We start from the raw sequence: 20,726 nt of genomic DNA, 5'->3' as shown, positions 1-20,726 counted from the left end.
TATTCAAGATAATAAAAATTAGTGATGCGGATCAAACCAACCCGCCGAACGGTAGGCGTAGATGACTTCTAATAAAATAATTAATAACGAGGTCATAAAAGAAATGAGCCCCATAACAAATGTCCATATGACGAATGAGGTTTGCAAAGAGCGAACCGCACCAGCCTGAAAGAAAAATAACTCGAGTACTGTGAGTGAGATAAAAACTCCACTCAGTACATCAAAGAAAATAGCTGCAGTACACAAGCGGCCACGAATCTTCGCTTCATCAGCCTCCAAAATCATATGCAGTCTTGCCGCCTCATTAATCACGCTTCCATCATGAATTCTGTGCTGAATCGCTCGCATACGATCGACGGATCTGGCCAGTCGAGTTGAAATTGCATTGAGCAAAGTCGCAATCGCAGTGAGTAAGAACACTGGGGCTAATGCCAACTGAATATTATTGGTAATTGCGTCTATCGATACATCCATACGAATCCCAATAAAGAATAATGAAGTTTAAGAAACATTTAATGAGACCAAGAAACTAGTCCACTGTAAGCGCTAATGAGTACTAGTAAGCCGAAAATAATACGGTACCAAGCGAAGGGAATGAATGTATGACTGGCGACATAATGCAACAACCAACGCACACAAATGAATGCGGAGAAAAAAGCAGCAACAAATCCTAGGAGAATAGCTAAGCCATATTCACCCGAGATAGCTATTGGTGATTGCCAAAGTTTGAGCGACTCATAAGCAGTGGCGGCGCCAATGACAGGGATTGCCAGAAAAAAAGAGAACTCGGTTGCGACTGCACGTGGAATGCCAAAGAGCATCCCCCCAATAATCGTTGCGCCAGAGCGTGAGGTACCGGGAATCAAGGCAGCACATTGAGCTAAACCCACCTTAAAAGCGTCGAGATAACTAAGATCATCTACCGAATGAATGTATGTTTTATGGTTTGTGTCTTGAAATTGCTTTTGACGACGTTCGGCCCAAAAAATCACCAGGGCGCCGACGATAAAAGCCATGGCTACGGGTATCGGCGCAAATAGTAAGGATTTGATATATTTTCCAAAAATAAATGCCAAGCCGAGGGCTGGAATCGAAGCAATCACTAAATTAAGGGCAAAGTGGCGAGCTACAGGGCTTGTCCCGAATGAAGTCGTTACTTTCCACAGTTTCTCGCGAAACTCCCAGCACACCGCTAGAATTGCTCCAAACTGAATAATGACTTCAAATGCTTTACCGCGCTCATCGTTGAAATTAAGCAGATCGCCCACCAAAATCAGGTGGCCAGTACTAGATATAGGCAAAAACTCAGTTAAGCCTTCGACTACGCCGAGAATAAGCGCTTTTAATAACAAGATCAGTTCCATAGGCTTAAGTTTATAGCGAGTTGAGGTTCAAACTTATTGTTTTGACAAAGTGGCTGGCAACCTGAGATACCCCTTGCTTAGACATTCTTTTCGCTGAGCGAAGATTTACAAGCTTTGAGCACCTCTTCAACAGAAGGGGGGGTTTGCATATCCCCTACATTAGTAATTCTCTGCGACCAATACCCCTCGGTTTTCCATCGCGGGGAGTCACAGTAGATCTCTACCGTAGGCTTATTCAACACTGCTGCGAGATGCGTCAATCCAGTATCTACCCCAACAGTTAAAGTGGCCCCCACAATCAGAGGGAACGCTTCCTCAATAGAAAATGCAGGTGGCACAAACGATCCCCGAATCTGCTTGGCAAGCGCCATGCTAAGTCTTTGCTCAGCGGTATTTCCCCATGGCAAGACAATTTGATAACCCAACTCTGCTAGGGCATTTCCCAAAGCGATCCAATGCGAGTCTGACCAACGCTTTGCCTCACGCGCTGTGGAATGAAAAAAGAGCATATAAGGAGCGGTTATTCCAGGAATGTTGTGCGCAGGAATGCTAGCTAGGAATTGCTCAGGGTAAAAAAGTGGAGTAACAGATCGCTCAATTGCCGGCCACTTTAGCGCGGCAGACAGGATTCGACGCGAGCGATCGATCGCATGACACTGAACAGGTACTGCCACAGATTTGCTGTAAAAGCTTCGGGCGAGTGGCTCGTATCCTGAAAACTGCGTTGCATTAGCCAAACCCGCAATCACTGCATTGGCGCTTTTTGTAGCTAGACCGCACACCACCGCTGATTTAATGAGTCCTTGTGTTTCTATGATGACGTCATAAGTGCTGGCGCGAAGCTCTTTTCTGAAGGCAAAAAACTGCTTCCAGGTATTGAGCTTGCCCAGATTTTTCTTCCAGCGACGCAGGCTAAAAGGAATGATGCGATCAATGCCCTTAAAACTCTCTTTTGATAAAAGAGGCGCAAGAAGATGAACGTAAGCCTCTTCAACCACCCAATCTATTTGAGCGTTTGGAAGCTGTCTACGAATATCCCAAACAATAGGAAGATTGTGCAATACATCCCCCAAAGAGGAGAGTTTGATCAGCAGGATTTTAGGGGATGTTGTAGTTTCCCAATCAGATAAATCACTCATAGGAGCATTATCTTATCTTTTAGGCCATAGGCTTAGAACTTAGGCGCAACATCCCATGCTAGCCCAGCCGAGTCTTTCGCATTCATATTAGGCATTATCCCGATTGGTAGCGGCCACTCGATATCGACCGTCGGATCGTTCCAGGCTAAACAAGCCTCACTCTGTGGATGATAGTAGTCAGTCGTTTTATACAAAAACTCTGCCGTTTCAGATAAGACTAAGAAACCATGAGCTAGTTGTGGCGGAACCCACAATTGTCTGTGATTGGTCGCGCTGAGTTCAACGCCGACCCATTTTCCGAAGGTGGGTGAGTCTTGACGAATATCTAAAGTAACATCAAATACGCTTCCAGAAATGACTCGTACGAGTTTGCCTTGCGTCTTTTCTAGTTGGTAGTGAAGACCTCTTAGAGTCCATTGGCGAGAAAAGGAGTGATTATCTTGCACAAACTCCACATTTAAACCCGTGGCGGATGAAAAATCCTCAGCGTTAAAGGATTCGCTAAACCAACCACGCTCATCGCCAAAGACCTTAGGCTCAATGATTAAGACATCATGAATAGCCGTGGGTTGAACTTGTATTTTTGAGGAGGCAGTCATCAATCAGGTTTTTTCGAAGTCAAAGAGATGGGGAGCTCGGAAGTTTTGAGCTCATGCAAAATTTTAGTCAAATACTGACCATAACTGTTTTTACTCAGTTGTGAAGCTACTTTTTGCACAAGCTCTGCAGAGATCCAGCCTTGGCGAAATGCAATTTCCTCAGGACAGGCCACCATCAGTCCTTGACGCTTTTGCAAGGTGGCAATAAATCCGGCAGCATCGAGTAAAGAATCGTGGGTACCCGTATCCAACCAAGCAAATCCGCGGCCCATAATTTCTACGCTCAGTTCGTTTTTCTCGAGGTAGATGCGATTAATATCCGTGATTTCTAATTCACCACGTGGGCTGGGCTTAATTGATTGAGCAATATCACAAACTTGATTGTCATAAAAATACAAACCAGTCACAGCATAGTTACTTCTTGGCTTTAGAGGCTTTTCCTCAATCGAGAGTGCCTTGTAAGTTTTGTCAAACTCCACTACACCATACCGCTCTGGATCAGTCACATGATAAGCAAATACGGAAGCGCCTTGTTGTCGATCATTTGCACTATTAAGCTGAGCAACCAATTCATGACCGTAAAAAATATTATCTCCTAATACCAAGGCGCTCGGATGATTGCCAACAAACTGTTTACCCAAAGTAAATGCCTGCGCCAAACCATCTGGGGAGGGCTGAACACAATATTCAATATTCAAACCCCATTGGGAGCCATCTTTCAAGAGCTCGGCAAATCGGGGGGTATCTTGCGGTGTCGAAATTAATAAAATGTCGCGGATACCAGCCAACATAAGCGTACTCAATGGGTAGTACACCATTGGCTTGTCATAGACGGGCATTAACTGCTTTGAGACGGCTTGGGTTACTGGATACAACCGAGTACCCGAGCCACCCGCCAAAATAATGCCTTTGCGATTTATCCCTTGGTTTGCGGTCATTGCTACCCTAACTTAATTTGATTGATTTTGCGTTGACGCATCCAACACCAACTTCTTTACGTAATCCTGCACCATCACTTCCCAGTGCGGAAAACTGGACAGACCATTTAAATCATTATAAGAAATTGAAATGTCACTGAAGTAATTCTTGGAATGGGTCAGAACGGCTTGCAATTTATCAGTTGCCATTCGAGAGTTTTTAGGGCGCGGTGCAGGCAGAGGATAGTCCGTTGCTGGAATGGGTTTAATTGAGGTGACTTTTAATGTTGCGCCTACCTCTGCGGCCACCTGTACGGCAAATGATGCCAAACCGTACCAAGTCGTTTCTCCAGCTGGCACTGCATGATAGATGCCCGACGGAAATGTCTTAAGTTCCCCATCTTGATTCAGTACAAGATCTAGACTAACGCCAGCTAGCCAGGCCGCGCTGGTAGGCACTCCATGTTGATCATGAATTACCTTAAGCTCATCTCGTTCTTTTGCCAAACGCAAAATAGTGCGAATAAAGTTACCTCCCACTCCGTAGACCCAACTTGTCCGAAAAATAGCATATTGACCCGAAGTGCCTGCACTAAATGCTTTAATAATTGCCTCTTCCCCAGCGGCTTTACTTTTGCCGTAGATCCCTAAAGGATTACGCATATCATCCTCAAGGTAAAAGCCGTATTTTTCACCATCGAAAACGTAATCTGTTGAGTAATGCAAAAGAGTGGCGCTGTTCTGGGCGGCATACTGCGCCATGATCTCAGGTGCCAAGGCATTGACTGCGTAAGCCAAGTCTATTTCAGTCTCCGCCTTATCAACTGCGGTGTAAGCTGATGCATTAATAATGAGATGAGGCGCAAATTGTTTTAAAACATCTGCGAGCTTCTCTTGATCGCTCAGATCATATTGAGCGCGCCCAATATATTGAATGATTATGGACTTCGGCAATCTTGGCGCGGCAGTATCAAATAAGGCCTCAAAAGCTTTACCAAGCTGGCCATCTTTACCGAAAATGATTATGCGCATGAATGAACTGTTCTTTAGGTATATTGCTTTTGTAGCCAGTCACGATAAGAACCGCTCAGCACTCCGTCAATCCATTTAGAGTTACTCAAATACCACTGCACTGTCTTACGAATGCCTGTATCAAAAGTTTCAGCTGGTCGCCAGCCAAGTTCACGCTCTACTTTACTGGCGTCAATGGCATAACGACGGTCATGACCAGGGCGATCTTTAACGAAGGTAATCTGCTCTACATAGGATTTGCCATCGTCTCTTGGCTTGAGCTCATCCAAGATGCTACAGATAGTCTTCACCACATCAAGATTGGCCTTTTCATTCCAGCCACCAATATTGTAAGTTTCTCCCAACCGTCCTTTTGCAAGCACTTCACGAATTGCTGAGCAGTGATCGCCTACATATAACCAATCGCGCACTTGCTGGCCATCACCATAAATCGGCAGGGGCTTATTATTTAGCGCGTTTAGGATAACTAAAGGAATCAGTTTTTCTGGAAAGTGATAAGGACCGTAATTATTGGAACAATTGGTGGTGACTACTGGTAAGCCATAAGTGTGAAACCAAGCACGCACTAAGTGGTCAGAACCCGCCTTGGATGCAGAATAGGGACTATTTGGCTCATAAGGATGTTCTTCTGTAAAAGCCGGATCCGTTGCGGATAAAGATCCATACACTTCATCGGTCGAGACATGATGGAAGCGAAAACGTTCTTTTGCAGCACTATCTAAATTGCTCCAGTACTGTTTGGCACATTCTAATAAGTTGAAGGTGCCCAGTACATTGGTCTGCACAAACTCCGCTGGCCCAAGAATCGAACGATCTACATGACTCTCTGCAGCGAAGTTAATGATGGCACGAGGTTGATGATCACGTAGCAGTTGCGTAACCAGCTCTTGATCGCCAATATCCCCATGCACAAAAATATGCCGAGAATCATTCTTCAACGAATCTAAGGTTGCCAAATTACCGGCGTAAGTTAATTTATCTAAATTGACAATACCTTCAGCACCAGACTCACTGAGCCAATCCAAAATGAAATTACCGCCGATAAACCCAGCACCACCAGTGACTAAGATCATATTTTTCCTTGAGATGAAACTCTAAGTAAAACTTTGCAAGTAACGTAAAAAACTTTTTATTTTTTTAAGTATTCTAGATAAGAAAGGTTTCTGAGAGACTCCATAATCCATGCCAGAATCCCAATTAGACTGGTAAATCACTCCTAGATAATTCTCCGCTATCTTCTCCTGATTTTCACCCACTCTTTTGAGTAGATAGTATTGCCAAGAGTAATAATAAATTCTGAAGAGTTGTTCAATGGGGTACAGAGGAATCGCCCTGAAATTTAACAAGGCTTCTAAGTACAGCAACGATTCAGGATGTGCTCCGGTTGATATATCCCAAAAAGACATATTTCTTGGTTGCAAATATGATTCATCCAATGAACGCCACACTTTTGCAGACCAAATAAATGGGGGGCATGGGCAATAGTAATTCGGGCCCTTCCTGTCAAATAAGGCTTTGACGAGATCACCCTCTTTTTTTAAGTTGGTTGTTACCTGATTCTCACCACGATTAATGGCGAGTTGGAAAAACTCTTTATTTTGATAAATGACGGTATAGGGATTGCCATCTGAGGCTAAGAAGTCGCTGACACCAAAGTCTTTAATAAAAATACAATCCGAGTCAAGACAAACGTAATTCTCAGAGATACCTAAACGCCAGAATTCAGACTTGATAGCCTGTTGACTCAAACCACCCGATCTTGTTTTTTCAATGCCAGCTGCCACTCGTGGATTAGAGGCAATAATCGCCTCATCCGACACCCAGTGAAAGCTCTCTTCCGAACCCATTATTTTAATAAGTTCAGCATACTGCTCTTGTGGGCAAGAAATATAAAAAGGAATCTGATCCACATTATATTTTTTGATGGAATTGAGCAAACGTTTGAGACGTAAAAAATCGCGGCGATACGACTTGCAATAGAGAACTAGATCCTTCACTGGCGCTCCTGTTGATTAAAATCAATATCATTCAAGATTTGCTTCACAGCCTGGTCTACGCCGATGGGTAACCACTTGGGCTCAATTAATTGTTTACTTTGCCAATCAAGCCAAATCGCCTCTAAGGCCTTGGCAACACTATTCGTATCGCCTTCAGCACTAAGATACGCCCCTCGCTCCTGAAGCATTTTGTCGAGCTGGTCATTACGGTGCGTAATTGCCCAAATGGGTCGCCCCGTCCAGAGGTATTCGTAAAACTTGGATGGGATATATTCAGCGCACCACTCTTCGTCCCCATGTAACAAAATCAAGACATCTGCAGCCTGCATTCTTTCGAGCACCTGCTCTCGACCTGACTTTCCTGTCAAGGGATCTTTTTCAAGGCGCCCGTGCGCTATTAAAACTTCCTCAAACCCAAAACTGCTTTGGGCGGCTATCGTTAAGGAGTCTAATGGCGCTCCATAAGCATGCACACGCATGAACTGTCTTGCTTCTGGATATTTCTTGAGTAGAGGCGTTAATGCATTCAGAATTGTGGAAAGAGAGCGATTATTCGCCAAGGAACCGAAATGGCAGAGATTAAGTTTGTCAGAGTAAGTGTGCGGTTTAGCAGCATACAAGCCTCCCGGGGGTTCTGCACCGGGTAGCACCATAAATCCACGCGCACCCCCCAAAGTATTCAAGACAGGGTTGCGAGTCCGAGCGTAATGCAATGCTCCATCAGTAAACCACCAGACGTCATCAGCATATTTACAGATCTGTCGCTCTAAATACTTTCTAAATTGTGCATCTCGATTAGAGGGTTTATCAAAGCCCTGATCTTGAGGATGATGACGAATCACCAAGGGGTCATGAATTTCAGCAATCCACGGCAGACCTGTCTTCTTCTTAAGCCACAGACCGGCAAGGTGGGCAGACCATGCGCCACCTGTTGAATAGATGACGTCAATCTCTTGATTTTTAATCAGCTTAAGTCCATTAACGAAGGCGGGCATCGCCCAAGACCATTGGCTTGAATACCCTAGGCACAACTTTTCTAGAGCGATGAAAGGCGCAAGAAATAAAGAAACTAAACCTGTCGTCACTTTATAAAAAATACCGCGCCCATATTGGTTCGCAATCCAATGCCGAAAGTCGAAACGAAAAGCCGCAGGGCCCCAAGCTAAAAATTGCTGATGTGGAAATCGCCGATCTTTGATACCAGTAATCGCACTAAATACTGTGGGCTTAATTCCAGCTTCTAGCAAATAGGGAATTTTATCGGTAATAGTTTGACTGGCCGCCCTACCATCCATATTGAAACCGTGTGACAAGATTAACCAGCGTTTACCTAATGACATTGACTGGACCTATCTCGTCACTATTGATTTAATTACCGGCAACAATCGACATCACAGCCATCCGCACTGCGATGCCAAAAGTAACTTGGTTGAGAATCACAGATTGAGGACCATCCGCAACTGCTGAGTCAATCTCTACGCCACGGTTCATGGGGCCAGGATGCATCACAATTGCACCGGACTTCGCTATCGCCAGTCGCTCAGGCGTGAGGCCGTACTGTTTAAAAAAGGCCGCACCCTCGGGAACATGTCCTGCTGCCATACGTTCTTTTTGAATACGCAAGGTCATCACCACGTCGACATCTTTTAAACCCTCTTCCATATTGTGAAAGACTTTTACGCCCAGCATATTGAGGTCATTTGGTAAGAGGCTCTCAGGGCCGATAGCACGAATATCCTCGCATCCCAAAGTCGTTAAAGCGTGAATATTGGATTTAGCGACTCGACTGTGGACAATGTCACCCACAATCGCTACCCTCAAGCCCCGAAAATCTTGCTTAAAGTGGCGCATCGTATACATATCGAGCAAGCCTTGCGTGGGGTGCTGATTACTACCGTCACCAGCGTTCACCACGTGAACGTGCGCAGGAACATGCTCTGCAATCTCAATCGGCGCTTTAGAAACGCTATGGCGCACTACAAAGATGTCTGCTTGCATGGCAACCAAATTATCGATGGTGTCCAACAGACTCTCACCTTTAGCGGTGGATGAGGTAGAAATATCTAAGTTGATGACATCGGCAGATAAACGCTTAGCGGCAATCTCAAAGGTTGTACGAGTACGCGTGGAGTTCTCAAAGAAAAGATTGAAGACACTTTTGCCACGCAATAGGGGCACTTTCTTCACCTCTCGAGCGGGGTCAGTGACACTTACGAATTGCTTAGCAGTATCCAAAATATGAACAAGGTGCTCTTTAGATAAGCCCTCTAGCGTCAATAGATGAGTAAGCTCTCCGGCTGCATTAAATTGGTTAAATTGTTGATCTATTGCGCTCATGACGCACGCTCCTCAAGTTGAAATGAGAACATGCCAGCCTCGTCTTTTTCTAATACTAAAATTTGTTCATCGGGTACATCCACTTGCTCACCCACAAAATCTGCACTGATAGGTAGTTCACGGTGGCCGCGATCCGCTAGGACCATTAACTCCACGCGTGCGGGCCTGCCAAAATCAAATAGCTCATTGAGTGCTGCGCGTACGGTTCTACCAGTGAACAACACGTCATCGATCAGGATGACATTTGCCCCTGTCACTTCGAAAGGCAAGTCGGTTGGCGTGGTGCTTGCAGTTCGCAAAGCAGTCATGCCCTTCTCAGCGTAATCGTCCCGATGAAACGCCACATTAATAATGCCGAAGTGTGCGAGTGCAAGATCTTTCGCTAAGCGTTCCGCAATCCAAGCACCGCCCATAGCTAAACCAGCTAATTCCAATAACTCGCCAGACTGTTTGCGCTTGAGCAATACCGCTAATAATTTTAGATAGGACTGTTCGGCACTCATCTCAATTCATCCCATTCTTTTCAAGAAAATATTGCTCCAAAATTAATGCAGCACTCTGAGCGTCTAAATTGTCCCGCATATTCGCATCGCCCTCCAAAACAGCCGAGGTATAACGCTCATCCACCCAAGCTACTGGCAAATGAAAGCGGCCATGTAGCTGATTACCAAAACGCTTGGCCTTAGCGGTCATTTCATGCTCTGCGCCATCAGGATGGCAAGGTAAACCCACCACCAGTTGCGCAGGCTCCCATTCCTTGAGGAGCCCCTCTATCACCTTAAAACGCCTCTCTTCGACAGCCTCAGCAACTACTTTCAGCGCCTGACCTGCGCGAGTAATTGTATTTCCAACTGCAACGCCAATTCTGCGAGTGCCAAAGTCAAAAGCCATGACCGTAAACACCTCGTCTGGTTTATGCATGCCCTGCTTCACCTGAGAGATGAGATAAGTCAAAGCCTAAGTGACTCATGGTCAGCTCGTATCGTTTCGTAGAGGGGGTATCAAAAATAATATTGGCCATTTGCTCTTGCGAGACCGGGACATTCATCCAACCATTAGAGGTAATTTCCTCCTCAAGTTGCCCAGCGCCCCAGCCCGCATAGCCAAGGGTAATTAGAAATTTCTCGGGGCCCGTACCCAGCGCGACAGCCTCTAGTACATCCTTTGAAGTAGTCATAGTGAGCCCTCCTGGCACCACTAAGGAAGAGCTGTAGCTGCTATTTAATGCGGATTCATGCATCACAAAACCCCGCTCAGCCTGCACTGGACCGCCATAGTAGACTGGACTAGTTAACAAGGGGGCGATTTCGAGTTTGAGCTCGATCTTCTCAAATAGAGTCGCCAAATTAACTTCAGTGGGTCTGTTGACCACTAAACCCATTGCCCCCCGTTCGTTATGCTCAAACAAGTAAATAACGGTGCCGGCAAAAGTAGGATCTTGCATTCCCGGCATCGCAATTAAAAACTGATTAGCCAAATGGTCTGCGGAATAAGAGAACGCGGACCCACTCGCTTCGGTTTGAGGAGGAAAAACGGCTTGACCCTCTAGGGCTTTTTTAGACGCGCTCATATGAGCCCATTTTACCGAATTACTAGATCTTTCCGGTAATCCAGTAGGCGATTAAACCAACTACTTCATGATTCAGGCGATTCCAATTCTGAACACCCTCCTCCAGATCAAACGAGCGCCACCGGAGTTGATGCCCCGTTTGATAATCTACTGGCACGGGAATCACTTCAATGCCTTGCTTCTGAAAAATCCCTATTGAGCGATAGATATGGCTTGCGGAGGTGATTAAAAGCCAAGGCTTAGGCGTTCCGTCTAGCCTTTTATCGCCAATTTGCACAATCATGGGCTTGGCATAGAGCACGTTCTCATAGGTGTTACGTGATTGATTCTCATAGTAAGCGGGTCTGTCAGCTAGGCCCTACTCATTTATCAATTGTTGGAATCCTTCCGATTCTGACTTGCCCGTGGGAGACAGTCGCCCGGAGAATCCGCTATAAATGAAAGGTAAATGAGGATATTTGCGTATGAGCTCAAAAGCCTTGGTAACACGTTCAGCAGCGGAGTAAATCGAGACCTCACCACGATCCCGGGCGATCTGACCCCCTTCCACCGCACCGCCTAAAATCATGATGCCCCCTACGTCTTGAATCTTGATCTGGGCGAGGTCAGTCTGAGCCACCTTATCTTCCAAGGCCCTCAAAAGAACTTCAGAGGTTGGCAACCAGCCGATGAGCAATAAATCGAGCAACGCCAGCATTAAAAAGCGTCTACATAGCTGGGGCTTTCTCAACTGCAAAAATAACAGGCTTAACACAACAAAAACGATCACCCAGCTGAGGGGCTCAATGCAAAATTGCACTAACTTTGAGACTATGAAAAAGATCGTATCCATATTTGCGCTTAATCTTAACCCGCAAGCACTGCACTAGCCTGAAAATAGCCCTAATATAGGGGCTATGCAAAAAGCACTCGTTTGGCTCCGTCGCGATCTTCGTCTCTATGATCAAGCAGCACTTCATCACGCGCTAAAAAATAGCGCTCAAGTCTGGCTGGCCTTTATCTTTGATACGGACATCCTTACCCCCTTGCTTGAAAGTGAATCTACTCAGGATGGGCTTACACCCGATCGTCGAGTTGACTTCATTTGGCAAGGTCTCGAACTTATTGATGCTGAATTGCGCAGTCAAGGAGGTGGTTTGATTGTGCGCTTTGGCAAACCAATTGAACACATACCCCTTATTGCGCAGGAGCTTGGAGTTGAAACTGTCTTTACGAACCGTGATTACGAACCCAGTGCCATCGCAAGGGATGCCAAGGTACAAGCAGCTTTAGCCAAGTTAGGAATAGGCTTTGAGGACTTCAAAGATCAGGTCATTTTTGAGAAAAAAGAGGTCTTAACCAACTCACAAACGGTGTTTTCAGTCTTCACGCCTTATAAAAATAATTGGCTTAAGCGTCTCCAAACAAGCGATATCGCTGCGAATGACTGCGAAGCGAAGCCCGGTCAATTTGCTGCCATTCCAAAAAAGTTAGAGATGCCCTTTCCTTCGCTAGAGTCGATGGGCTTTTGTCCTACCGGCATTGAGGCTTACTTGCCAGCGGGTTCAGAAGCTGGGCAGCAATTTCTGGAAGATTTTCTGACTCGGATTGATCAATATCAAATCGGCAGAAACTTTCCCGCAATTAAAGGGGTTAGCTATCTATCGGCTCATTTGCGCTTTGGCATGCTTTCAATACGGGGGCTAGTACGTGAAGCACACCGCCGCATGCTTGCTGGCAGCATGGGAGCGACTACCTGGCTGAGTGAACTCATCTGGCGTGATTTCTATTTCATGATTATGGCTAACCACCCGCGCCTGGCTGACGGCGTCGCCTTTAAACCAGACTATGACAATATCCAATGGGAGGCTGGGCCCCATGCAAAGAAACTCTTCAAAGCGTGGTGTGAGGGTAAAACTGGCTATCCTTTAGTAGATGCAGCCATGCATCAACTTAACCAAAGTGGCTATATGCATAACCGCTTAAGAATGGTGGTGGCCAGCTTTCTGACGAAGGACTTAGGAATTGATTGGCGCTGGGGCGAGACGTACTTTGCAAAGCATCTCAATGATTTTGAGTTCTCGTCCAACAATGGGGGGTGGCAGTGGGCCTCCTCCTCCGGATGTGATGCGCAACCCTATTTTAGAATCTTCAACCCGGTAACTCAATCTGAAAAATTTGATCCTGACGGGAAATTTATCCGCCGTTACTTGCCGCAACTAGAAAAACTCTCGAAAAAATCCATTCATGCGCCTTGGGAAGTAGGTCACATCGAATTGGAGGCGGCAGGGATCGTCTTGGGGCGGGACTATCCATTACCGATCGTGAACCATGATGAGGCCCGCAAAAATACCTTGGTGCGCTATAGCGTTGTGAAGAAACCGGCACTAATTAGTGAGTAAATTGATTGCTAAATGTATTTAGGATTTAAGATAAGCACTTGAGCAAGATTTACGCCGTTGGCGATATCCAAGGTTGTGCACCCTCCCTTAAAAATCTGGTAAAAAAACTTCCCCCTAAATCTAAAATTATTTTTTTAGGGGACTTAGTGAACCGTGGACCAGATTCTTTAGGGTCTTTACGCATCCTTAAAAAACTACAAGAAAGCGGGCGGGCTGAATGTATTTTAGGTAACCACGACCTACACCTGTTATCAATCGATGCGGGTCTGCGCAAAACCCGGGGCTTGGACACGGTCGATAAAATCTTAAAGGCTCCCGATAGAGCAGAACTGATTGATTGGCTCAGGCATAGACCATTGGCGTTAAACAATGGCAACGTTCTCACAGTGCATGCTGGCGTTTTGCCGCAGTGGGATATCAGTCAAACGATTGAATGCGCGCAAGAGGTCGAGAAGGCCCTGCGTAAAAAAACGTACAAAGACTTTCTGGCCAATATGTATGGCAACACCTCTAATAAATGGAGTAACTCTCTTAAGGGATATGAGCGCTTGCGGGTAATCACAAACGCCTTAACCCGCATGCGTTTTTGCACTCCAACGGGGTTAATGGAATTTGAGAGCAAGGAAGGTCTAGAGGCTGGGCCTAAGGGCTATTTGCCTTGGTTTAAAGTTCCCAAAAGAAAGACTAAGGACGCTCTCATTTACTTTGGGCACTGGTCTACTTTGGGACTTTTACAGCAGCATAATGTGATTGGACTCGATACCGGCTGCGTTTGGGGTGGCAAACTCACCGCCATGGAAATTCCAGAATCAGGTAAGCGCCGAAAAGATTTAGAGATTATTCAGGTCCGTGGTTATGACCACCCTATGCGGATGTAGTTTCTGCTTATTTAAGATCCCGCGCAAGCTGCTTAAAAGCAGTTTGTGCAGCAGCTAAGATTGCCTCTATTACTTCAGAGTCGTGTGTAATGGAAGTAAAGCCAGCTTCATACGCTGATGGGGCTAAATAAATACCTTCATTCAACATCGCATGAAAGAATTGTTTGAAATGCTCAATATTTGATTGAGTGACCTCTTCAAAAGAACGGGGAACCTGATCTGCAAAATACAGCCCAAACATACCCCCCACACTGTCGACCGAAACTGGCACGCCAGAGGTGTCAGCTGCTAACTTCAAGCCCTTCATCAATTGCTCTGTTTGGCTGGTGAGTTGCTCATAAAATCCTGGGCGCGACACAATTTCTAAAGTTTTTAAGCCAGAAGCGACCGCCACCGGATTACCCGAGAGGGTTCCTGCTTGGTAGACATTACCTAAGGGGGCTAACTTAGACATAATTTCTTTTTTGCCGCCAAATGCTGCTATAGGCATGCCACCACCCATAACCTTACCCAGGCAAGTTAAATCAGGTGTAATTCCCTGTAAAGATTGAGCGCCACCCAAGGCTACCCGAAACCCCGTCATGACTTCATCGTAAATCAGCACGCTGCCATGCTGACTGGTGAGTTGGCGAAGTGTGGATAAAAATTCAGGGAGGGGTTTAATTAAGTTCATATTGCCTGTAATCGGCTCAATGATGACCGCGGCAACCTGCTCGCCTTGCTTTAAAAATACTTCTTCCAATGCTGCGATATCGTTATAGGGCAGGACTAAGGTGTGTTTCACTAGGTCTTGAGGCACACCTCCAGAGGAAGGGGCATTTTGGGTGGAGTCCGCAAAAGTCAGTAAGCCTGAACCCGCTTTTACCAAAAGGCTATCCGCGTGACCGTGATAACAACCCTCAAATTTAATAATCAAATCACGCCCCGTGTAACCACGGGCTAAGCGTAAGGCGCTCATGGTTGCCTCTGTACCACTGGACACCATGCGAACCTGTTCTACGCTGGGCATTAAGTGACAGATGCGTTCAGCTAATTCAATTTCACCTTCTGTGGGGGCGCCATAACTAAAGCTGGTTGCAGCAGCTCTTTGCACTGCCTCCACTACCTCTGGATTGGCATGACCGACGATCATCGGACCCCAAGACATAATTAAATCAATATAACGCTTGTCTTCTGCATCCCAAAAGTAAGGCCCTTTGGCTCTAGATACAAAACGGGGTATACCACCAACCTGACGAAACGCTCGTACTGGAGAATTCACTCCACCGGGTATCGTTTTTTGCGCCCGTATAAATAAGTCTTCATTTTTTCCCAAGATACTTTTCCTTTACTGCTATTTGCTGCTTAGACATTGCCAATAGAAGCGCCTTAGATCGCCATCATTTCAAAATCTTCCTTGCGGGCGCCGCACTCGGGGCAAGTCCAATTCATGGGCACATCACTCCAAAGAGTGCCGGGAGCTATGCCATCTTCAGGATAGCCAGCAGCTTCATCGTAGACCCAGCCGCAAATGAGGCACATATATGTTTTAAATTCCATTGCTCTATTCTTTCCGCTTAATGATTACTCTGCTGTCTAATCAGTTGCTACAGCAGGGTCTCGTTTTTGATGCATCTCAAATTTAAACAGCCTGCACTCTAAGGGGCCATTAAACAATGGGGTGCGCTTAGATTCTTTAATCCGCAGTTGCCCTGGTAAGGCCATGTCGGCAGTTAAAACGAACACATTCCATCCGCCGAAAGCTTCTTTGAGGTGCTGGCCAAATTGCTGTAGAAACTCAATAAATTTAGGATCCTGCTCTTCCTGTGCTTGAAGCTTCTTTAAAGACTCTCTGCTAGAACGCTTTGCACTTTGGCGGCCTGTTTCTAGGTTGTGCGCAAAACGATCTTCTACGTCATCTGACTCAGGACCAATGTAGTCATCACCTATGTTTTCAGAATCACGCTCTCGACCGCGACCGCCTTTAATTACCAAGCGTTCGCCATAAGGAGGATTTAATAGCATCACTCCAGCTTGGCTATTGGCGGGTGGTTTGCAAGCTAATGCATCGACTTGGCGTGTGAGAGGCTGGTCGGGCAACTGTGCGCGCTGCCAATTGCCTTTAAACATTGCAACCAATTTCTCATTAATGTCGCCACCACTAATTCTTAAAGAGGCTGCATCGGGATAGTGTTTACGCTGCTCAAGCATGTCGCGTAAAACCGCTTCCTTAAGCGCTGTCCAACGCTTCTCTTCAGCACCAGTCTGAAACGGCTTTAAGCGCTGAAAACCAAAACCATGAGCTGATGTGACTAAGGGACGATAAGCCAATTTACTCGGTTTAGCATCGTCGCCATAAAGACCTGCACGAATCGCTCCCGGTGGAATGGCCAAGGCTATTTGGGCAGCTTCAATCAAAAAGGTTCCACTACCGCACATCGGATCAAACAAGGTTTGCCCTGCTTGCCAACCAGTAATTGACAAGATGCCAGCAGCTAGATTTTCTTTTAAGGGCGCATCCCCCTTTTCATCACGCCAGCCACGCTTAAACAAAGCCTCGCCTGAGGTATCCAAATAGATCGTTACGTGGGTAGCGGTTAAATGGGCCTGCACTCGAACATCCGGGAAGGCAGTATCAATACTTGGGCGATCACCGGTAACATCACGTAAACGATCAACGATGGCATCTTTAATCTTGAGAGTTGCGAAATTCAAACTTTTGAGTGGGGAGCGATGCGCTGTGACATCTACCCGCAAAGTTTGCTCAGAAGAAAACCACTCCTCCCAAGCCAAGCCGCTAGCGAGCTTATACAAATCCTCCTCTTGACGATAAGGGGACTCCGCCATCTGCAGTAACACACGACTAGCAATGCGGGAATGCAAATTTAGTGCCATTGCAGCAGAGAGAGGTGCCGCTAGCCCGACACCGCCGGTGGGGCTAGTCGGGGTTGGATCAATGACCCAAGCGCCTAATGCCTGAGAGTCTGCTCGCTGAGCAATTGCCGCAAGCTCTTTGGCAAGTGGCACTTCAAGTCCGCCGGGGCAAACAACAAAAAATCTCATGAGGCTAACAATCTAAAAAATAATGGGTAATGATTTAAAGAAAAAAATTAGGGTTTGATGATAACTAGGGCAGTGATCACAATGAGAAGTACTACTGGCACTTCATTAAACCAGCGAAACCAAACTCCGCTGCGCGTGTTCATACCCTTACGAAATTTTTTCAACAAACTCCAGCATGCGTGATGATAGCCAATCACCAACAGGACAAAGAGCAGTTTGGCATGCATCCACCCTTGACCCGAGCCAATTTTGAAGTACGCCAGCAAAATAACGCCGAGCAATATTGCCGGCACCGCCAAAATTGTCATAAACCGAAATAGACGATCGGCCATTCCCAACAAGCGGGCATAAGCATCAACATTTTTTTCTTCGGCTAAATTGACGAAAATTCTTGGGAGATAAAAAAGTCCAGCAAACCAAGAAGTGATCAAAACTAAGTGGAATGTCTTAGTCCAGAGATAGGCGTTATCCATTTTGTATTAATCCCTTTTAATTAAGTACGAATCTCGCCATGACCCATGACGATGTATTTGAGAGAAGTTAGACCCTCTAAACCAACTGGACCGCGCGCGTGTAATTTGTCATTGGAAATACCAATTTCAGCGCCGAGACCATATTCAAAACCATCGGCAAAACGCGTGCTGGCATTGACCATTACGCTAGCGCTATCAACTTCGCGCAAGAAACGCTTAGCTCGATCCTGATTATTGGTAATAATGGCATCGGTGTGTTTGCTGCCATATTGCTCTATGTGATTCATTGCTTCATCCATATCCGCTACCGTTTTAATGGACAAAATTGGGGCCAGATATTCAGTCTGCCAATCCGCTTCGCTTGCAGTCACCAGATCTTTTAAACCTGCTGACTCTAACGTATGCCGAGTGGCACTATCAACACGTAGCTCGACTCCTTTAGCTTGGTAAATTTTGCATAACTCAGGAAGAACCTTTGGAGCAATATCGGCATTAACCAATAAAGTTTCCATCGCATTGCAAGGAGCATAGCGCTGAGTCTTGGCGTTATCACACACTCTGATTGCCATTGCTACATCGGCATCAACGTCGATATAAGTATGGCATATGCCATCTAAATGCTTAATCATCGGCACGCGGGCTTCGGCCATTAAACGGGCAATCAGACTTTTACCACCGCGTGGCACGATGACATCGATATATTCCGTCATGGTGATCATTTCACCAACGGCTTCGCGATCAGTGGTGCTTACCACCTGCACAGCATCCATTGGCAAACCCGCAGCCGTTAAACCCGCTTGAATGAGTTTTGCTAATAAAGTATTAGAGTCAATCGCCTCTGAACCACCGCGCAAAATTACTGCGTTACCTGACTTTAAGCAAAGTGCCGCTGCATCAATGGTGACATTAGGGCGTGACTCATAAATGATGCCGATGACGCCTAGAGGAACGCGCATTTGACCAATTTCAATACCAGAGGTTTGCTTTTGTAATGCGGAGATTTTTCCAATGGGATCATCTAACGACACAATCTGCTCCAACCCTAAGGCCATTGACTCAATTGTCTTTGGGGTCATGGTGAGTCGATCAATAAATGCGGCATCATGACCGCTCGCCTTAGCACGCTCCACGTCCCCGCGATTTACTTGCTCAATATCACTTACTTGCTGACGAATCAGTTGCGCGATATGCAGCAGTGCGTGATTTTTTTGCTCGCTTGAAGCACGTGCCATAGCACGTGACGCAGCCCTTGCGCGCTGACCAATCTCCTGCATCATTTGTTTAATAGAAGTGCTCATTTTTCTGACTTACTGTTCGCCTATGACTGTATTTAACTATGTCTATCTGTATTTTGCGCTTAACGCAATAAATTTCCCACCAAACGCAAGCCATCCCAAGGATCTGTTGGCAACTCCGCCGCGGATAGGCCTTTAGCCTGTCGATCCAAGCCAGCTGCGACTTGAATAGCGCGGCGCAGTCTAAGAGGCTGGATGCGTTTCAACGCAGCGGGATACAAGCGTTCTTTATTGCCCCATATGCGATGAGCACGCATCAGCTGCTGGACAGACTCGCCAGCATCATTCGCCGCCTTTAACTTCGATAGTAGCCTAAGCTCTTCGGTAACGCTCCAAAGTATGAGCACTAAGGGCTCACCTTCGCCCTTTAAGCCATCGAGCATACTATTCAAGCGCGATAAATCCCCTGCCAACATGGCCTCAGTGAGCTCAAACACGTTATAGCGTGCGACCTTCAAAATCGCCGCTCGAATCTGCTCTTCAGTAAGTGCGCCAGCGGGATGTAATAAGCCTAATTTGATAATTTCTTGATGGGCCGCAATCAGATTACCCTCCACCTGGTCGGCTATAAATTGCAAGGCGCGCTGCCCAGCAACCCCTGGCTCAACTTCTTGCCCCTGCCTTTTCATGCGCCCAGCTATCCACTGCGGCAACTGCGCACGATCTGGAGAGTCCAGTTGGATTGCCATGCCTGCCTCTTCAAGCGCGCTGAACCAAGCTGAAGTTTTAGTTTTTCCATCTAGCTTTGGCAAAATAATACAAACAACAGTATCGGGACCATCTGAACCTAAGGCTTGAGATTCCATTTGTTTAGAAAATTGTTTTAGCGCCTCAGCCCCATCCTTACCCGGCTTTCCTGTCGGTATGCGCAACTCTACCCAGCGCTTATCTCCAAATAAAGACATGGTCTGACCGGCGCTGAGAAGTGCGCTCCAATCGAAGCCCCGTTCTTGCAACAGCACTTCACGATCGGTATACCCTAATTTTCTGGCAGAGCCCCGGAGCTGATCCATGGCCTCCATCATTAAAAGTGGTTCATCCCCACTAAAAACATACAGGGGCTTTAGCGAGGCCGCTGAACTCAGTGACTTAATATGAACTGCAAGGGCGTCACTTTTAACCATGCCAATATTTCATCATTCTTTAAAAACGGGTTGCTTTTAAAGAGCCTGCCGAAGCGCTAACGCGACGTAAGATTTGCACAGAGAGGTCCTTACGCATCTGCGATAAGAATTGCGCTTGCTGAACGTCCGTTGCCAAAACGGTTGAGTTAGAAAAGTCTAAATCACGGGTTAAGTAAATTTCAGACTCTGGCACCACCTCCGCCCCTGAAAGATCAAACGCCCTAAACCCAACGCGAATATTCAGTCGATATGCAGAAATCTGGCCGTTGGAGTTGTAAGCCAAAATCTCACGACCAGATACATCGCTCGTAATTTCTAAAATGAGATCAGCATCTTTTGGACTAATGGCTATCTTTAAATTGGTTCCCGTCAAAATAACCGTTTGCAAATCAGCCCGCATGGGGGGTGTTGGAACGCCAGTAATCGCAATTGCCTTATAAGGCAGCTGAACCATTCCGCGTAATTGATAGCCACAGGCCAAAAGGCTGCTTGCACAAGTAAGCACACAGATCAGCAACCATCTTCTTTTGAGTGGATTCATTCTCAAGCCTGTGTGCATTTTTTGACTTTTATAAGAT

General features: G+C 46.2%; 23 protein-coding genes and 1 pseudogene. 2 read left to right on the top strand and 22 right to left on the bottom strand.

The window, feature by feature from the left end; all coding sequences use genetic code 11:
* Window positions 1-18 precede the first annotated feature (18 nt).
* From CP950_RS06935 to CP950_RS10020, 15 genes and pseudogenes are all read right to left on the bottom strand, one after another.
* On the bottom strand, window positions 19-474 hold the full coding sequence (locus tag CP950_RS06935) for a DUF2721 domain-containing protein (RefSeq protein ID WP_096673662.1): 456 nt from the start codon (window positions 472-474) through the stop codon (window positions 19-21).
* Window positions 475-512: 38 nt separating this feature from the next.
* Complete coding sequence (locus CP950_RS06930) at window positions 513-1,364, bottom strand: undecaprenyl-diphosphate phosphatase (protein ID WP_096673660.1); 852 nt, start codon at window positions 1,362-1,364, stop codon at window positions 513-515.
* 77 nt (window positions 1,365-1,441) lie between these two features.
* On the bottom strand, window positions 1,442-2,503 hold the full coding sequence (gene waaC / locus CP950_RS06925; RefSeq protein ID WP_096673658.1) for a lipopolysaccharide heptosyltransferase I: 1,062 nt from the start codon (window positions 2,501-2,503) through the stop codon (window positions 1,442-1,444).
* 32 nt (window positions 2,504-2,535) lie between these two features.
* Window positions 2,536-3,102, bottom strand: a complete 567-nt coding sequence (gene rfbC / locus CP950_RS06920; RefSeq protein WP_207760231.1) for a dTDP-4-dehydrorhamnose 3,5-epimerase — start codon at window positions 3,100-3,102, stop codon at window positions 2,536-2,538.
* Window positions 3,102-4,022 (bottom strand): glucose-1-phosphate thymidylyltransferase RfbA, encoded by a 921-nt coding sequence (gene rfbA, locus CP950_RS06915; protein WP_096673900.1) that lies wholly within the window; start codon window positions 4,020-4,022, stop codon window positions 3,102-3,104. Before rfbA ends, rfbC begins: the two co-directional genes overlap by 1 nt.
* 30 nt (window positions 4,023-4,052) lie before the next feature.
* Window positions 4,053-5,051 carry a dTDP-4-dehydrorhamnose reductase gene (gene rfbD, locus CP950_RS06910; protein ID WP_096673656.1) on the bottom strand — a complete coding sequence of 333 codons (999 nt, stop codon included), beginning with the start codon at window positions 5,049-5,051 and terminating at the stop codon, window positions 4,053-4,055.
* A gap of 14 nt (window positions 5,052-5,065) precedes the next feature.
* Window positions 5,066-6,124 carry a dTDP-glucose 4,6-dehydratase gene (gene rfbB, locus CP950_RS06905; protein ID WP_096673654.1) on the bottom strand — a complete coding sequence of 353 codons (1,059 nt, stop codon included), beginning with the start codon at window positions 6,122-6,124 and terminating at the stop codon, window positions 5,066-5,068.
* Between the two features lie 21 nt (window positions 6,125-6,145).
* Window positions 6,146-7,048, bottom strand: a complete 903-nt coding sequence (locus CP950_RS06900; RefSeq protein ID WP_096673652.1) for a DUF6492 family protein — start codon at window positions 7,046-7,048, stop codon at window positions 6,146-6,148.
* Window positions 7,045-8,388: a glycosyltransferase family protein gene (locus CP950_RS06895; RefSeq protein ID WP_096673650.1), complete on the bottom strand. Its 1,344-nt coding sequence runs from the start codon at window positions 8,386-8,388 to the stop codon at window positions 7,045-7,047. Before CP950_RS06895 ends, CP950_RS06900 begins: the two co-directional genes overlap by 4 nt.
* 28 nt (window positions 8,389-8,416) lie before the next feature.
* Entirely contained in the window at window positions 8,417-9,385 is a 969-nt protein-coding gene (locus CP950_RS06890) for an aspartate carbamoyltransferase catalytic subunit (RefSeq protein ID WP_096673648.1), read from the bottom strand.
* The gene (gene pyrR / locus CP950_RS06885) at window positions 9,382-9,888 is read right to left on the bottom strand and encodes a bifunctional pyr operon transcriptional regulator/uracil phosphoribosyltransferase PyrR (RefSeq protein WP_096673646.1); all 507 of its coding nucleotides are present in this window, start codon (window positions 9,886-9,888) and stop codon (window positions 9,382-9,384) included. Before pyrR ends, CP950_RS06890 begins: the two co-directional genes overlap by 4 nt.
* Window position 9,889: 1 nt before the next feature.
* Window positions 9,890-10,306: a Holliday junction resolvase RuvX gene (gene ruvX / locus CP950_RS06880; RefSeq protein ID WP_096673644.1), complete on the bottom strand. Its 417-nt coding sequence runs from the start codon at window positions 10,304-10,306 to the stop codon at window positions 9,890-9,892.
* The gene (locus tag CP950_RS06875; protein ID WP_243391947.1) at window positions 10,299-10,838 is read right to left on the bottom strand and encodes a YqgE/AlgH family protein; all 540 of its coding nucleotides are present in this window, start codon (window positions 10,836-10,838) and stop codon (window positions 10,299-10,301) included. Before CP950_RS06875 ends, ruvX begins: the two co-directional genes overlap by 8 nt.
* 139 nt (window positions 10,839-10,977) lie before the next feature.
* Window positions 10,978-11,280, bottom strand: a pseudogene (locus tag CP950_RS10025) (YdcF family protein); the annotation flags it as partial.
* Between the two features lie 33 nt (window positions 11,281-11,313).
* Window positions 11,314-11,787: a hypothetical protein gene (locus tag CP950_RS10020; protein WP_207760229.1), complete on the bottom strand. Its 474-nt coding sequence runs from the start codon at window positions 11,785-11,787 to the stop codon at window positions 11,314-11,316.
* A 64-nt stretch (window positions 11,788-11,851) separates the two neighbouring features.
* Between CP950_RS10020 and CP950_RS06865 the strand changes: the two genes are divergently transcribed.
* Both CP950_RS06865 and CP950_RS06860 read left to right on the top strand, forming a co-directional pair.
* Window positions 11,852-13,336, top strand: a complete 1,485-nt coding sequence (locus CP950_RS06865; protein ID WP_096673640.1) for a cryptochrome/photolyase family protein — start codon at window positions 11,852-11,854, stop codon at window positions 13,334-13,336.
* A gap of 38 nt (window positions 13,337-13,374) precedes the next feature.
* Window positions 13,375-14,214, top strand: coding sequence for a symmetrical bis(5'-nucleosyl)-tetraphosphatase (locus tag CP950_RS06860; protein ID WP_096673638.1), 840 nt, complete (start codon window positions 13,375-13,377; stop codon window positions 14,212-14,214).
* A gap of 7 nt (window positions 14,215-14,221) precedes the next feature.
* Here the strand turns inward: CP950_RS06860 and hemL are convergent, their stop codons facing one another.
* From hemL to CP950_RS06825, 7 genes are read right to left on the bottom strand one after another with little or no spacing between them, the layout of a single operon-like run.
* Entirely contained in the window at window positions 14,222-15,529 is a 1,308-nt protein-coding gene (hemL, locus tag CP950_RS06855) for a glutamate-1-semialdehyde 2,1-aminomutase (RefSeq protein ID WP_096673636.1), read from the bottom strand.
* A 53-nt stretch (window positions 15,530-15,582) separates the two neighbouring features.
* Window positions 15,583-15,753, bottom strand: a complete 171-nt coding sequence (locus CP950_RS06850) for a rubredoxin (protein ID WP_096673634.1) — start codon at window positions 15,751-15,753, stop codon at window positions 15,583-15,585.
* Between the two features lie 36 nt (window positions 15,754-15,789).
* The gene (locus CP950_RS06845) at window positions 15,790-17,256 is read right to left on the bottom strand and encodes a THUMP domain-containing class I SAM-dependent RNA methyltransferase (protein WP_096673632.1); all 1,467 of its coding nucleotides are present in this window, start codon (window positions 17,254-17,256) and stop codon (window positions 15,790-15,792) included.
* Between the two features lie 47 nt (window positions 17,257-17,303).
* On the bottom strand, window positions 17,304-17,729 hold the full coding sequence (locus CP950_RS06840; RefSeq protein ID WP_096673630.1) for a CopD family protein: 426 nt from the start codon (window positions 17,727-17,729) through the stop codon (window positions 17,304-17,306).
* A 20-nt stretch (window positions 17,730-17,749) separates the two neighbouring features.
* The gene (locus CP950_RS06835; protein WP_096673627.1) at window positions 17,750-19,027 is read right to left on the bottom strand and encodes a glutamate-5-semialdehyde dehydrogenase; all 1,278 of its coding nucleotides are present in this window, start codon (window positions 19,025-19,027) and stop codon (window positions 17,750-17,752) included.
* 59 nt (window positions 19,028-19,086) lie between these two features.
* Entirely contained in the window at window positions 19,087-20,148 is a 1,062-nt protein-coding gene (holA, locus tag CP950_RS06830) for a DNA polymerase III subunit delta (RefSeq protein ID WP_096673625.1), read from the bottom strand.
* Window positions 20,149-20,167: 19 nt separating this feature from the next.
* Window positions 20,168-20,689, bottom strand: coding sequence for an LPS-assembly lipoprotein LptE (locus CP950_RS06825; RefSeq protein ID WP_096673623.1), 522 nt, complete (start codon window positions 20,687-20,689; stop codon window positions 20,168-20,170).
* Between the last annotated feature and the right edge of the window lie 37 nt (window positions 20,690-20,726).

Source organism: Polynucleobacter meluiroseus (assembly GCF_900205755.1).
Taxonomy (GTDB): Bacteria; Pseudomonadota; Gammaproteobacteria; order Burkholderiales; family Burkholderiaceae; genus Polynucleobacter; species Polynucleobacter meluiroseus.
The sequence above is the reverse complement of the archived record's forward strand: the minus strand, read 5'-3'. Positions and strand labels throughout refer to the sequence as shown.